This window comes from Acidicapsa dinghuensis, from assembly GCF_025685685.1.
GTDB classification, from domain to species: Bacteria; Acidobacteriota; Terriglobia; order Terriglobales; family Acidobacteriaceae; genus Acidicapsa; species Acidicapsa dinghuensis.
Genome location: NZ_JAGSYH010000004.1, coordinates 118,473 through 133,477 on the forward strand (window position 1 = coordinate 118,473; position 15,005 = coordinate 133,477).

General features: G+C 56.2%; 14 protein-coding genes and 1 other RNA gene. All 15 read left to right on the top strand.

Features of this window, described 5'->3' with window-relative positions; all coding sequences use genetic code 11:
* The first annotated feature begins 180 nt into the window (after positions 1–180).
* Positions 181–633 carry a PCYCGC domain-containing protein gene (locus OHL22_RS11515; RefSeq protein ID WP_263337178.1) on the top strand — a complete coding sequence of 151 codons (453 nt, stop codon included), beginning with the start codon at positions 181–183 and terminating at the stop codon, positions 631–633.
* A gap of 110 nt (positions 634–743) precedes the next feature.
* Positions 744–1,093: a transfer-messenger RNA gene (gene ssrA / locus OHL22_RS11520) on the top strand.
* 141 nt (positions 1,094–1,234) lie between these two features.
* On the top strand, positions 1,235–2,551 hold the full coding sequence (locus tag OHL22_RS11525; RefSeq protein WP_263337181.1) for a tyrosine-type recombinase/integrase: 1,317 nt from the start codon (positions 1,235–1,237) through the stop codon (positions 2,549–2,551).
* Positions 2,552–3,700: 1,149 nt separating this feature from the next.
* A complete protein-coding gene (locus tag OHL22_RS11530) occupies positions 3,701–3,976 on the top strand; it encodes a hypothetical protein (protein WP_263337184.1) in 276 nt (91 codons plus the stop codon).
* Between the two features lie 182 nt (positions 3,977–4,158).
* Entirely contained in the window at positions 4,159–5,079 is a 921-nt protein-coding gene (locus OHL22_RS11535) for an AAA family ATPase (RefSeq protein ID WP_263337186.1), read from the top strand.
* Complete coding sequence (locus OHL22_RS11540) at positions 5,076–5,555, top strand: lytic transglycosylase domain-containing protein (protein WP_263337190.1); 480 nt, start codon at positions 5,076–5,078, stop codon at positions 5,553–5,555. The genes OHL22_RS11535 and OHL22_RS11540 overlap by 4 nt, the downstream gene beginning before the upstream one ends.
* A complete protein-coding gene (locus OHL22_RS11545) occupies positions 5,552–6,508 on the top strand; it encodes a hypothetical protein (RefSeq protein ID WP_263337193.1) in 957 nt (318 codons plus the stop codon). The genes OHL22_RS11540 and OHL22_RS11545 overlap by 4 nt, the downstream gene beginning before the upstream one ends.
* 16 nt (positions 6,509–6,524) lie before the next feature.
* The gene (locus tag OHL22_RS11550) at positions 6,525–7,787 is read left to right on the top strand and encodes a TrbI/VirB10 family protein (protein ID WP_263337197.1); all 1,263 of its coding nucleotides are present in this window, start codon (positions 6,525–6,527) and stop codon (positions 7,785–7,787) included.
* Between the two features lie 994 nt (positions 7,788–8,781).
* Entirely contained in the window at positions 8,782–9,843 is a 1,062-nt protein-coding gene (locus OHL22_RS11555; protein ID WP_263337199.1) for a sensor histidine kinase, read from the top strand.
* Positions 9,840–10,625 (top strand): LytR/AlgR family response regulator transcription factor, encoded by a 786-nt coding sequence (locus OHL22_RS11560; RefSeq protein WP_263337201.1) that lies wholly within the window; start codon positions 9,840–9,842, stop codon positions 10,623–10,625. Before OHL22_RS11555 ends, OHL22_RS11560 begins: the two co-directional genes overlap by 4 nt.
* A gap of 62 nt (positions 10,626–10,687) precedes the next feature.
* Positions 10,688–11,773, top strand: a complete 1,086-nt coding sequence (locus OHL22_RS11565; RefSeq protein ID WP_263337203.1) for an IS110 family RNA-guided transposase — start codon at positions 10,688–10,690, stop codon at positions 11,771–11,773.
* Between the two features lie 1,304 nt (positions 11,774–13,077).
* The gene (locus tag OHL22_RS11570; RefSeq protein ID WP_263337205.1) at positions 13,078–13,512 is read left to right on the top strand and encodes a hypothetical protein; all 435 of its coding nucleotides are present in this window, start codon (positions 13,078–13,080) and stop codon (positions 13,510–13,512) included.
* A gap of 15 nt (positions 13,513–13,527) precedes the next feature.
* A complete protein-coding gene (locus OHL22_RS11575; RefSeq protein ID WP_263337208.1) occupies positions 13,528–14,190 on the top strand; it encodes a hypothetical protein in 663 nt (220 codons plus the stop codon).
* Between the two features lie 10 nt (positions 14,191–14,200).
* Positions 14,201–14,656 (top strand): hypothetical protein, encoded by a 456-nt coding sequence (locus OHL22_RS11580; protein WP_263337210.1) that lies wholly within the window; start codon positions 14,201–14,203, stop codon positions 14,654–14,656.
* A gap of 16 nt (positions 14,657–14,672) precedes the next feature.
* A complete protein-coding gene (locus OHL22_RS11585) occupies positions 14,673–15,005 on the top strand; it encodes a hypothetical protein (protein ID WP_263337214.1) in 333 nt (110 codons plus the stop codon).

The following is a 15,005-nucleotide window of genomic DNA, read 5'->3' on the forward strand; positions in this document are numbered from 1 at the left end:
CTTTTTTTGATTTGACATCGTTCACGAGAAACAACCCTGTCTTGCCAATTACATCCATCTCTTTCGTTTCACCATATCTCTCACAATGAGATCCTCGGACAACAGCCTATTGCCGCTCCGTAGCCGTAGAACTGCCACTATCGAATAACATAATGTCAGGTCTAACCTGCGAGGTGCGGTATGGGAATGGGACGATGGGGTCGTGCAGGACTGGGTATCCTTCTGGCTGCGGCCGCAGCAATCAGCTACGCGCAATGGACAAATCCCGCCGATGACATCCCCGCCTATCACCCATCGGCTCCACTGAAGGTTTCAGCGCTTCCTCCGATCCTGAGCGGAGCAAAACTGACGGGGCCGAACTTCCGATATCCCTGGCAGGTTCATGTTTATCAGGATGCTGCGAAGGTTTCGTCCGTGCTCTACCAGCTGCCGTGTAACTGCCGCTGTGATCGCGCACTCGGCCATACCAGTTTGCGCAGCTGTTTCGAAGGTTTGCATGGAGCGGAATGTTCCACCTGCGCAGCGGAGGGCTTCTTCGCCTACCAGCAGACCAAGCTGGGTAAAACGCCTGCACAGATTCGTGCGGCAATCGCCCGTCACGAATACGAATCGATTCAGCTCGAAAATCAGTAGTCGCGACCGATTTCCCTTTTCAGGCGCTTCTGCGTCATCATCCGATTCGGCGTACAATGAAGGTAGCGAAGGTCCAGCGGAATGATTGACTTCATTCCGCTCCATCCAATGGGGGCGTCACGGTTTCGACGGGATTGATAGCAGAAGAGAGGCATGCCGGGGTGTGGGCACCCGTAATCGCCTGCAAAACAACAATTGCCAACAACAATCTGGCACTTGCTGCTTAATTAACTAAGCAGCCGTCTTCCTCAGCTTCGCCTGTGGGCTGAGAGCGGACGTCGCACAGCAGGCTGGTTGCCGGCGCTCGGTCCGTGTGTCGGCAATAAGATCATCGGACTAGTTTCCAGCGTTTCTTGTCCGTTCTAAGCGCGGGGAGCGAAACTTCGGAATAGGACTGAGCATGGAGTCTCTCTGCTGACTACAATTTCGGACGCGGGTTCGACTCCCGCCGCCTCCACCATATCTAAGCTGCTTATTTTCAGCAGCTTGTAAATTCAGACGGAAAAACTCAGGCCAAACTGTACAGTCACTGTACAGTCGCGCTCCAGAGTTTGCCCCAATTTGGCGATTCGAGCAGAATCTCGCTGAAGTCGGGGTGCTCATGCTTTCCGTCTATACCCGCCACCATCCAGACTGTAAGAACGCCGGCGACAAAACGTGGCGCCGTTGTAGCTGCCCCAAGTGGATCTGGGGATCGCTCAACGGCCAGTTCCTTCGCCAGAGCGCCAAGACCCCTCGCTGGGAGGAGGCCGAGGAACTTCGACGGCAACTAAGCGAGGGATTGCTACCGGCGACTCGTCCGGCCGCAACACTGGATCTATCCGTCAACGCGCCGGTTCCGCATCGTGACAGCTCAAATTCCGAGCGACCCCACAAGCCAAGGGTTACGGTAGAGAAGGCCGTCGAGGCCTACCTGGCCGATGCAACGAGTCGCGGCGTCGCGCCGGCCACGCACACCAAACTGACGACGATCTTCCGAAAGCAGTTTCTCTCCTGGACGCAATCGCAGGGGTTTGCCTACCTCGATGAGATCGATCTTGACGCTCTCCTGAACTTTCGCAGCTCCTGGAGTGATGCCGCCCTGGCAAAACAGAAGAAACAGAGCCGATTGATCGGTTTCTTCTGGACCTGTGTGCGCCGCCGGTATCTTCAGGAAAACCCGGCTCTCGGATTGGGCAAGATCAAGGTTGTCCAAATTCCCACGGACTACTTCCCGCCGGACGAATTCGAACGCATCATCGACGCCACCTACCGCGTGTGTGACAATCGGGGCGGGTTTATCGATACCGATTCGAATCGCACACGGCTCCGCACGATGACGCTGTTAATGCGCTGGAGCGGGTTGCGCATCCGCGACGCGATTACCCTCGAACGGCATCGCCTTCACGGCGACAGCCTTCTCCTCTATCAGGCAAAGACCGGGACACCGGTGTATGTTCCCCTCCCTCCCTTCGTCGTCGAAGCTCTCGAGAATCTGCCGGCCGGTCCGAAACCCAATCTCCGCTACTTCTTCTGGAGCGGCAATGGGGATCCCAAGAGCGCGGTCGCCAATTGGCAGAGAAGCTATCGTCGTCTTTTCAAGCTGACTGATATCAGAACCGCGGACGGCGAGATCAAGCGCTGCCACCCGCACATGTTCCGCGACACCTTCGCGGTCGAGATGCTGCTCGCGGGTGTCCCCATCGATCAGGTCTCGCTGTTGCTTGGCCATGCTTCTGTGAAGATCACCGAGAAGAGCTATTCCCCGTTCGTGAAGGCCAGGCAGGTCCAACTGCAGGAAAGCGTCCGTAACGCATGGAAACTGGGTCAGCACACGGGGCGCGGTCCAGAGAACAGTCCGTCTGCGTCTTCGGCTTCGGACAAGAAGCGCGCAGGTCTGCAACTGATTCACACGCGAAAGAAAACAGGAACTGGCTAGTCGTTATTGGAGTTGCAGGCCGGAATATCGGCCAATGTGCACTTGGACCCTGGCATGTACTTCATCCCAATTCTTGTCCAATATTTGAAAAACCACTTCCCTGCGTGCCCGTTCACCACCGACATACGAATCCAGAAGCGAAGCAACATCGACTCGATTTGATCTGGTATGACGCCTTCAAGTGCGCAATGGGAGATTGCACTCTGGAGGTCATCGATCGTCAGAATTTCTTCTGACTCCTCCTCGTCGAGCAAATCAGGCAATTTGCCAAGCCACGTGCTCGGCTCTGCTCGAGCGGCTTCGATCCTCGCAATCCGCTTCTCGATCGTGGTGCTCCACCCCCGGTCGGGCAGAGTTTCACAGATCTCATACAACAGCATTGGAATCGCAACAGCATTGGAATCGCCCCGATATCAATTCCGTCAAAGTGCTCATGGTCTGTAGGGTCGGTGGCAGTCTCCGGGCTAAGCCGGTGCCGCAAGACGTAATCCAGCGAGGCCTCCGAGAAGAGTTCTTCGACAGCGAAGGAACTGAGTCCCTGATCGTGCGCGCAGAGCACAGCGATCGCAAATTCGGATGCCGCAAAACGTTTCTTCTACGCGAGGTCTGTGCGTCCGGTGTCCTGGAGCAAGGTAAAGCAGAGATCAATGTTTTTACTGTCGCTCTCCACGCTCCTTCTCTACTCACGAAGTGCCCGATTCCATTCCCGGAACGCTTTGGAGGTCCACAGATCCCGATTTTCGTTGGTGACTAGGTTGCCTGTCTTCTCGAAGGCGTAAATGAAATCAGGGCTTACCCGTTCCTGACGAAGCCTTCTGACCATTTCTTTGCGTGCGATATTCTCCCGGGAATCGCCGATCGACTCGGATTCGGTAGCGGCGAATGAAGCGGACGCAGACAACTTCGCTTCGCGTGAAGCATTTGAATTGACGCAGTTCCGTTCGCCGCTCGGCTTCATCATGGAGCACCATTTTACGTCGGTCGATTCCCTTCTTTCACGCCGCTGGGCCGTTGAAGCGTAAACGCTGTTTGACCGAATGCGAGACCCACGCTAAATCTGAGCCGCTGAAGCTTACAGCTCGTGATCCGTTCAGGCGCATCGGGCGGTGTTCCCTATGCGGCGCAAATCCTGATTCTGAGAGGTGATTCATGGAATCCACACAACAGCAGATGAATGTTCCGATAACTCCCGAACGATCGCAGAATGGCTTCGCCCCAACGGCTTTGGAACGCCATTACAGCGTTTCCGAGCTTTCTAAGCTCTGGTTCTTCAGTGAGAACACCATTCGACGGCTGTTCAGCCGGGAGCCGGGAGTCATCAAGATTACCCGTCAGGCTACCAGGGTGAAAAGGGGCTACACGTCTTTGAGGATTCCTGAACGAATTGCTCAGCGGGTGCACCAGCGATTGCAGGGACTCTCCTGAAGCCTTCGCAGAAACCCACGGCTCGCGCCCCGGGGTCGAAAGTTTCAATTGGGCACGAGATAGATTTGACTCATTTCCGGATTCGCCTCATGCTGCAGCGGCACGGTCGGACGAATGACGGGAGCGAGAAGGGCAACCGGAAACACTGTCCTCGCCACCTTCGAATCTCAGGGAGCACTCCAATGTTTGATTCGATTGAACAGTTATCCCGCGAGCTCGCTGCGACCGGGTACTTCATTGACCGGGTCATGATCCAGGTCATCTTTCTCGCCGCCAAGCTTCAGAAGCCGCTTCTGCTCGAAGGGCCAGCCGGCAGTGGGAAAACGCAACTCGCCGTTTCAGTGGCAGCGGCGGCAGGCACACACGTCGAGCGGCTCCAGTGTTACCGCGGTGTAACCGAGGACAAAGCGATCGGCAGGTTCGACGAGAGCCTGCAGCGACTTTACATGGAGTTCTCAAAAGGCGAGCACGATGACTGGCAGACCGTCCAAGCGAACCTCAAAGGGCGGGACTTCTTTCGACCTGGCCCACTGATGCGTGCGCTCGAATGCGACCGGCCGTGCGTGCTGCTGATTGACGAGTTGGACAAGGTTGACGACGGGTTTGAAGCAATGTTGTTAGAAATCCTCTCTGCCTGGCAGCTCTCGATTCCTGAGTTCGGTACGGTCCAAGCCAGGACCATTCCCTTCGTTGTGCTTACCAGCAATGAGGAACGCAGGCTGGGCGATCCGATCCGGAGACGCAGTCTCTATGTCCGCGTCGAGCATCCGACACCGGAGCGTGAAGCCGGGATCATCGCCAGCCGTACCCCGCAGGCCAATGAGGAGTTTCACCGTGAGATGGCGGGGATTGCACTTTCCTTCAGGAATTACTCGCTCGAGAAGCCGCCGTCGGTGTCAGAGATGATCGACTTCGCCAACGCGCTGCAACTCCTCGGGACCGACCACGTAACGGCGGAGCACCGCGATGTGCTGCTTCCTTTTTTGGCGAAGACCGAGAAGGACCGTCGGCATCTCCTGTTGCGGGAGGGGTTCAAGAGCCTACTCGACGACGGAGCCAGGTTCGCGCAGAATCTCGCACTCCGGGGAGGAACAGCGTCATGACTCGGTGCGTGCTCCTGCTACTGGTATTTCCGAGTCTCGCCTTTGGACAGACGGATCCTGCACGAGCAGTGCGGATCGTAAGGCAGTATGCTGCGCACTATCGTGTGCCACCTGAGTTGATCGCAGCGTTCATCGACGTCGAATCGCGTTGGAACCCGAGGGCGGTCTCCGCCAAGGGGGCGATGGGACTGATGCAACTGATGCCAGCAACCGCGAAGCGATTTGGCGCTTTTCAGCCATTCGATGTGGAACAGAACATTGCCGCGGGCACCCGCTACGTGACGGCGTTGATGTGGGAGTTCCACGGGGATCTGCGCCTAGTCGCCGCGGCCTATTACGCCGGCGAGCGCAATATTGCACGAAACCAACTGGATTATCGCAACCCGGATGTTGTTGCCTACGTGCAAGCGGTGCAAAGGCAGTACATGCTTCGCAGGTATCAGGCCGCAAGGCCGTCGAGGAGGTCAACCCCATGAAACTTCGCTGGCTCATCCCTGTCGCAGTCCTGCTTCCGCTTCGTCTCAGCGCGAGTGACGCACGAGTTGGTGCGCGTGTCGCCACGGTCACGATCAATCCGAGGGAAGTCACGGTCCTTCATCTCAGGCCAGAGTTTGAATCGACTATCCGCATGCCGGAAGAAATCACATCCGTAATTCTCGGCAGTCCGGGTGAGTTCAAGGCAGAACATAACGAAGGCGAGCCCGAGTATGTCTACGTCAAGCCGATCGTCAAAGAGCCTGTGCAGTCGAACCTCCTCATCGCAACCAAATCAGGGCAGCATGTGACGCTTGAACTGATCAGCGATGGTGCGAGTGCGCCGAACCCAACGCAGCCGGTAGATTTCCTGATCGAATACAGAACGGCGCGGAGCTTTCTCATATCCGCCGATTCTGAATCCCTGGCAATGCGGAGCGCCCCTACCAAAGAAATAGAGCTTGGCGTGAGTAGCGGGACCACCGATTTGCGTTCGGCGCCGCTGTCGAGCCTGGACGAGGTGTTCAAGCTACAGGAGAGCGTGAACGCTCCGAAGTGGACGAAGTGGGAGGACAAGCAAATCGAGACATCGATTGGCGATATGCGGCAGTTGAGCAATCGGACCATGATCTCGTACTCCATCCTGAACAACTCGAATGAGCCTATCGAGATTGTCCCTCCGCAAATTCAGATCACAGGTCGCAAGGCCACCAAGAAGAAAAAGAAGGAGGGGAAAGGCATTATCTCGAACCAACTGGAAATCCGGGACTACAGGTTGAGTACAACGCGCCTTGAGCCGGGAGAACGCGCCGATGGCGTAGTCGTCTTTGATCGGCCGAACTTCAAGGAATCGACCGAAAAGCTGTTTCTGCAGATTGCCCAAGCGGATCAGGTGGATCATCCGATCTTGATCCATCTTCCGTTCACTCCACCCATATCCGGCGATGGCAAGTAGAAGGGAGCCCAAGGTTATGAACGCCAATGAGAACAACAGGAATGGAAACGGGAGCATAAACGCTGCTCCTGTCGCAGAATCGCCAGAGCCGGCGGTTTCGCAAGGACGGATTCGCGCGCCCGAGCCTGTCGATGGTGCGGAGAAAGCGGAAACCGTCACCCGGTTTGCAACGCGCACCGCCATCAAGGGATCTGAAGGAATCAGCAAGGGCAAACTGATACTCCTTGGAGGCGGACTTGCGGCTGCGGTTCTCTTCTTTGTTTTCGCGGCAATCGTTGGCAAGTCACCCAAGAAACTCGCGGCAGTCAAGCAGCCTTCACTGCAGGTCAAACAAGAGCAGTCGCCGCCATCCAAAGGGAGTGTGACACCCCTCATGGATACTGTGCACACGCCAGCGCCGGACAACAGCAGTGGGCAGCTCGGTCCAGGGGATATTCGTCGGACACGAACACTGGACAATAGCTCAGGTTTGAAGCCGTTTGCCGGCAAGCCTGCTGTTGCCAGCTCACTGGGAAATGTGCCCTCTTTCGCAGACACGCAACAGAAGTGGGAAGATCCGGCGCCGTATGGCGGAACTCCCAACGCAGAAACGCCACAAGCGCAACAGAACACCCTCAAGGAGCCGTCTCTGGTCTTTGTGCGAAGTGTGGCGCAAAGCCCGGCGTTGGCTGCACAGAAGCTCAATACCGGCGAGGATGGTACTCCTCGCTTGGAACTGACACCGGGTACGCGCATTCAGGCGAAGCTTGAGACGCAGATATCGAGCGCTGTGCTGGCCCCTGTCGTAGCCGTAGTCGAATACACCTACGCGATCGGCGACAGAATTATCGTCCCTGCGGGCGCACGCGTGTACGGTCAGCTCCAGCAGGCCGACCGAAGCGGACTGGTGAGCGTGAAGTTCGACGAGATCGAACTTCTCGATGGAGCCCGGGAGAAGATCGACGCAGTCGGCACTGGGCTGGACCTCGGACCCATCAAAGGAAGCGTGTACGGCAAGAACACGGGTAAGAACTTCCTGGTGCGGGCGGCATCGGGTCTCGGCTCGGTTCTTGCCGAAGTTGCCGGGAACAACACCAGCGCAGCATTTTCTGAAGACGACATGCTTCGTGAGCGGCTTGCCGAGAATATCGGCACGGCCGGAGACTCGGAGGTGATGAGCCTCAACGCCAACAGCCGCGTGGTTGTTTCTGTGCCGGCCGATACAAAGATCTACGTCGTGTTTACCAAACACGAACTGACGCCTTCCGAGCTTCACAAGGTCAGCCCAATGGTTCAGTAGCTCGCCCATTCGCCGCACGACTCTCTTCTGCGCCCTGGCCCAGTGCCGGGGCGTTCTTGTATTTGGCCATCATATTCAAGTGGCGAGTTGCCTTGCGGCCCATCTGTTCTTGCGGCTTGTCTCTGAGAATGCGCCCTTGCCCTGAACGCACTTCACGTGCGGAGCAAAGTCGATCCGTGTGACCCACTACGCAAGTGGGCAATCTTTGCTCCCGATGCCCCAATGCGAAATTGGGTAAATGTTGGTCCCGGTGACCTACTTCGCGATTGAGCAAAGCTTGGCCCCGATGACAGGCCAGCAGCAATCGGGCTGTTCAATCCAGAACGAGATTGAGCACGAAATCGGGGCCGCCGCCTGCCGATTCTCGAAATTGGTTGGGAAGTTCGGCTGGATGAGCGATTCGGCCTGTTCTCGCTCATCGAGAGCAGAATCAGTCAGCATAGGCCTGCTTATTGGTGTCGATGATTCCGAATGGAGCGCTCTTGAAACATCCCCTTACCGAATCGGAAGTACGTGTCCCTCATCAGAGTTCTTTACGGCGATAGTCATTTTCACTCTGTTGTTTGTTTCGCTTGTAATCTGTATCCGTTCTCCCGCCTGTATCTGTATCGGTACTCGGGTCGCGACCGGAAGCGGGATACTGTCGTCCTTATGATGGAGCACTCGAGAAAAACCGGACATGTTGATCACCACCAAATGAACAAGTTTCGGTTTGTCTGGGTGCGACGCCTCCTGCGTCGCTCCGCCTGGTGAAAACATAAAGCTGAGTGCGAGTAGTAATGTAAACGCGTCCTTCATAAAGGCCTCCTTGGTGACACACGGACAGCCTAGGAGCACAATCGAAAAATCCCAGCGCATTTTTGAAGAGCGGCAAACACTGAGGACGAATCGCAATAGGCGGGGATGAATCGAAACAGCCAGATAGCTGTTGCTCCGATCTTTGAGGCATTATCGAAATTGGGAAGAATTTCTTATGGAAGAGAAAGTCTCATTCTTGCGATCGTTCGCCGTCGCCCTGCTCTGTTGGACGGCCGCTGGGTTCATCCTAGGTTGGGAGACGTACAGTGCGGATCGAGACAGCGCCAACTACCTGCCGATCGCCCACTACTTTGTCTGGACATCGGCCAACGTTTACAGTTGGGCTATCATTACGCCTTTTCTGTTCGCGTTTGCGCGTCATTATCCCTTTAGAGAAGGGCATATTCCGCAGCGGATCCTACAGTACCCCTCCTTTGCTGCGGCAGTTGTCGTGGTTCGCCCAGTATTCATGACACTTCTCGGATGGTTCTACAAGCCTGACCAGCACCAATCATTTCTCGACACTGTGAGTCTCCTGCGAGAAAAGGAAATGTTCGGGGAACTCCAGATCACCGCGGTCCTGTTCATTTTGAGCGCATATCAGAATGCGCGACGCGAGGCACGCTTGCGCCAGTTGCGCGAGGCCGAGCTGGAGTCGCGCGTAAGCACGGCCGAACTGCAGATGCTGAAAATGCAGCTTCATCCGCATTTTCTATTCAACTCATTGCAGGCGGCTACAGTACTTATCCATGAAGATCCCGCTGCCGCCGAAAATGTATTACAGCGGCTGAGTGAACTTTTACGCGTGGCGCTCGATGACATGCGCAGTATGCAGGTGCCGTTGGAGCAGGAGATCACGTTCCTTCGCTACTACATTGAGATCCAGAAGCATCGCTTTCAATCACGTCTGGAAGTGCACTTTGCGATCGCTGAGGATGTTCAGTCTTTTCCGGTCCCGAGCCTCATCCTGCAACCTCTGGTTGAAAATGCGATCCATCATGGCATCGGCCGACACAAAGGCAGTGACGTTATCGAGGTGACTGCTCAGCGCCACGGAGAGCAGTTACTGTTACAGGTGAAGAATACGGCTAGCGAACTCGACCCGCTCTCGCAGCCGTCCGGAAATGGCGTCGGGTTGAAGAACACGCGGGCACGGCTTCAGCAGATGTATGGAGATCAGGCATGTGTGAGCCTTGCGCCTCTCGTCCCGAAGGGCGTTTGCGTTACGGTCACGATGCCCATGGAGACTTCCGCTTGATACGCGCTCTGATTGCAGACGACGAGCCGCTCGCACGACGCGCCCTCGTCCGCATGCTACGCGGTCACGACGACGTGAGTATCGTCGCTGAATGTGGCGACGGGGACACCGCATTGGAGGCGATCGAGACACTGCAGCCGAATCTCATCTTCCTTGACATCCGCATGCCCGGTCCGAATGGTATCGACGTCGCAGGGAAGCTATTTCGAAAGTTCACCGGCTCCATCGTCTTCGTAACGGCGCATGACAGCCATGCACTGGAAGCCCTTGACTTGAATGCCCTTGATTACTTGTTAAAGCCCTTTACGGCGGAACGGCTGGCACAGGCGTTGAAGAGGGTTCGAGATCGGAGCGGCGGTTCTGTGTCTCCTGAAGCGCTGGATTTCTTGCTTAAGACGCTTCGTGAACGTGAAATGCCACAACGATATCTTGAGCGGATACCTGCAAACAGGAATGGCCGAATCCGGTTGGTGGCTGTCGCATCCATCGAACGGATTAACGCCATGGGAAATTATGCGGCGATTCACTCTCGCGGAGAATGCTACGAAATTCGAGAAACGCTGCAGTCACTGGAAAAGAAGCTCGACCCTGCGCGCTTCGTGCGCATTCATCGTTCGATGATCGTCAACCTGGATTTCGTCCGGGAAGTGCAGACATGGTTCCGTGGCGGTCACCTGGTCGTGATGAAAGATGGAACAGAGACGCGTCTGAGCCGCTATCAGACGGATGCTATAGAAAAGCTGACGGGAAAGGTAAGATACGAAGGGTCTCAGAAGCGGTAACAGCATCTTGGTAACGAGAAATGGGATGAGCAGGTCACTCTGGGAGGAGCAGACTGTATCCCATGAAGAAGCCAGCGCAAGACCTCATCGCGGAAGTTCCACGCAGGCATCCCAGGGTTGGACTAACGATTGGTATAGATCTTGGCGATATCTGGAGCCATTACTGCACCCTCAACCAGGACGGCGAAGTCATCGATCGAGGCCGTTTCCGAACCAAAGCGAAGGCGATCGAGAAGTGGTTTAAGGACCTGCCTTCGACACGCGTGGCGATGGAGGCCGGAGTTCATTCGATCTGGATCAGCGAGCAGCTGCAGGCGCTTGGCCACGAAGTAATTGTGGCTAACGTTCGCGAGTTGCGAGCCATTTCGCACAGCGACCGCAAGAGCGACGATGTGGATGCCGAGAAGCTGGCTCGTTACGCGCGTCTCGATCCAGAGATTCTTCGTCCGATTTCCCATCGCACGGTCGAGCAGCAAGAAGCTCTCACCTTGATCCGTGCACGGGAGCTTCTCGTTCGACTACGCACAGCAGCAGTGAACGCGGTCCGCGGGCTGACGAAGGCTTGTGGGCACCGCATGCCGGCTTCTTCCACGAAGTGCTTCGCGCAACGAGGCCAGGCTGCGATGCCGCCAGGGCTGAAGCTGGCACTCGGCCCGATTCTCGCTCAGATCGCAGAGATGACCCTCAAGATCAAGCAGTATGACCGGGAGATCCAGCGGATGACCCAGACGGAGTACACCGAGACACAGTCCATGATGACGATTCATGGAGTCGGCCACATCACCGCTCTCACGTTCGTTCTGACGCTCGGGGATAAGACGCGATTCCATCGAAGCCGAGATGTAGGCTGCTACCTTGGGCTTCGACCAAAACGCAGCCAGTCGGGCGAACGCGACCCGCAGCTCGGCATCACCAAGGCTGGCAACGCTTATCTTCGAAGCCTGCTGATCGAGTGCGCCAACCATATCCTGCGACCACACGGACGAGACTCAGCACTTCGACAGTGGGGCCTGCACCTGGCTGCCAGAGGCGGTAAGCAGGCGAAGAACAAGTCCGTCGTGGCGGTCGCCCGCAAGCTTGCCGTCTTGCTCCATCACCTCTGGACTACACAGGAACCGTACATCCCGTTCTACCAACAGGCTGCCTGAAGATGATCCTGTTCACCCGTTGCGTCGATACCGCGTTCCGATGACTGCGTGCGCGTTTTGGTCTCCCAAGACCGTCCGAGAAATGGCAGCATCGACTCTCCTCTCGAACCCCAACTGGCACCGAGCTTACATCACGATCAGCTCATCAGAGTGCGAATACAAACCCGGTCGAGAGCAACCACAACCGCAACGACAACAGTAAAAGCAAAGACCCTGATAAGGAAAAATATTGACATCTGTGACCTGCTCATACAAAACGCGCTTCTCGGAAGTCAGTCAGAGACAGTTTTGCCGGCGAGTGATAAATCGCCAATGCGCTCGTTGACAACTGCGACTGACCCAAAGATCAATCGAAGAAATGTCAGGCCTCGATTACCCTTTGTGCGATTTGAGGCATTGTTGTTCCCGATTACCCAGTTCCGTATTGAGCAAATGTCCTTCCGAATGACCCACGGTGCGACTTGGGTCATTGTTGTTCCCGAACAGAGCCGGTATGAACACAAGCAATGATCAAACGGAGAGATTCAGAGGCCTGATGGTAAGGCCGATTGCTCCCAGATAAATCAAGCTAGGTCTCTCCGCTAAGAAGGAATCAAGCGGAACCGTCCGCAACGCCTACAGATATAGGTGTGCTCCCAGTTCCAACGTAAGCGGGGATAAACCTCAAGGTTGTAACGTGCGACTCTGCGAAGGTTAAAGACCATTCCGGCAAAGGAAATGACGCAGGAGGCCAGGAACCCAAACGCTAACTCCGTCTTGAAGGCGGTAATCCTGTGGAGCTCCAGGATTGAGTCGAACCCAATGAGAGTCCAAAGCGTGAAAAAGGCGATTGCCGGTCCCCAGACAAGAAAAGGCCGGAGGTAACCCCGTGGACGTGGCGGTGAAACCGCCTGCGCAGAGAAAGATTGGGTCGTCCCCGAATGGAACCTAGTCGAATAGGTGTGTGTTCCCTGTTGGTAGAGGACGGGCGCAGCCACGATGTTCGCGGTACCGCATTGGTCGCATTGATACGAATTCAGCTGCGAAACGGATCCCATGCCGTTGTCCATGAGCTGGCGACAGCTTGCGACACCGGGCTCCTCGACTGAGATTTTAGCTCGATTTCTTCATATCGATCCAACGCACAGGCGGGCGGGAACTTTGAGCCGCATCTCTCGATCCGCCGAACGTACTCATGTGATTGTAGATAGAAACGGCGGCCCATCCCGGTCCAGCCGAGATCATTTGACCGAAATTCTGATCCGCCCCATTCTCTGGCTCGACACGGATGCCGAGAGAGCAGCCGGGTCCAGGAGAGAAAACCTATGAAAACAGCACTGGCCTTCTGGCGGCGCTCCGAAGTGTTCGCTTCCACCTCCGCACACGTTCTTCATCGCCCCGACCAGATCAATTGGATTCACGTCGCCATCAAGATGGGCCTGAGTTTGATCCTGGCCGGCAATCTGCTCGCGCCCTTCGCGGCGAGAGCGCAGAACCTCGGAACCTCTCCACAATTCGGACAGGCTGTGCAAGGTCAGCAGGCGACAACCGTAGAAGGTACTGTCCTCAACATCGTGAACTGGGGTTGCAATGTAATTGCTCCAGTGATTGCAGTTGCATGCCTCGGCATCGCGGGGTGGCACTTCAAATCCGGGCGCGGCTACATGGGTTGGGGTGTGAGCGGCGTCGCACTCATGGTGATCTCTGGTCTCGGACGTATGGCGGAGGGGTTCATCACTCAAGCGCAAGGCATTCAGTAGTAAAGGCGGAGAACGATGCAGACGCCACAGTTCCTCCTCGACCTTCTCCAATTGCTGCTCGATCTCGCGGTGCCGGCGGCATTCTGCACGCTGGCCGCCGCGGGAGTGAGCTTGCGACATGAAGGCGGGATCAACTTCCACGTAAACGGCCGGGCCGGCAAGTGGATCCTGTGGACCATCGTTCTTCTGACACTTCCTCAACTTTTGTCATGGGTTGCAGCTCAGGGCATCAACATTCCCTCTGCGAGCGGATCGGTAGGCACGAGTTGGCTGGCAAGCATGGAGACGGTATTCAAGAACTTCGTGAATCAGATCGTGGTCGCGAAGTTGGTCCCAATCCTTGCGGCGTACTTCGTACTGAAGGCAACGCTCGACGGGGCCTCAGGCGAGAACCCGCTCGGCTCGATCGTCGCTGCTCTTTTCCTGATGTCGCTCTCGGCGACGATGCAACTCTTTCAGGGATGGAACTCAGGGAGCCAGTACGCGATGACAGACATGCTCGCATCCCTATGGAACTACATCGCTGGTCAGATCTTGCCAGGTGCGGCGGGCCTTGCTTGCGTGGGAGCGGTCATCAATCTCGTGCGGCACAGGCCCTGGAGCAGACTCGTCTTCGTCGCGATCTCTTTCTTAAGTGTGAGTGGCCTTCTGTCGCTGTTTCGAGCGATGGCGGCGTGAGGAGCACGGTATGAGTCTCGATGGAGCCATCACGAACCTTGCATCCTGGGCCGGCAACACCATGATGCCCACGATGGCGGGCCTGTTCTTTGCGGGAGCTGTGTATCGCTACAGCAAGAATGGCCCCTTCGAGCAGCTCTTGTACGGAGGCTTCGCTTCGCTGTTGTGTTCGGGGATATTACGAGCGCTAGAGGGGTTCGTGCAACACGCGGGAGCAACGAACGCCGACGCATTTTGGATGGCCACGATGAGTCTGGTGAATTGGACCGCCAACGTGATCCTGCCAATGTTCGCGCTTACACAATTGGCAGCGATGGCAATGCACATGGCCGGAGTGGTCTCAGAGATCTACCCGGGTTCGACCTGGATTAGAAAGTTTGTCGCAGCGATCGGCGCGCTGATGGTTTCGGGAATGATGCGCCTGGCCGAGTCGATGGTGACACAAGCGCACGGAATCGGCGGGTAATGTCATGAGTCTCGATATGACGCCAGTTCACCGCAATCTCCACACCAAGGTGACGTTCCTTGGCCTCGAGTTCGAGGACCTGATTCTAGTGCTCGCATTGGCGGCAGTGATGAACCTCCTTGCTCACTTCGTGAATGGCAATGCACATGTGTTTGGAATCCCACTGAACGTCTTCATGGAGTTCATCGTGCCGGCCTTGGCCGTGCCGTTCCTGATTTTGTTCAAGTATGGGAGGCCGCGCGGATATCTCACTGACCTAGTACGTTCTTTCTTCGCTCCGAAGGCCTGGTGCGCACTTGAACGAGATTCAGAACTGACGCAACCTTACGTGGTCGAAGAGGAGGAATGA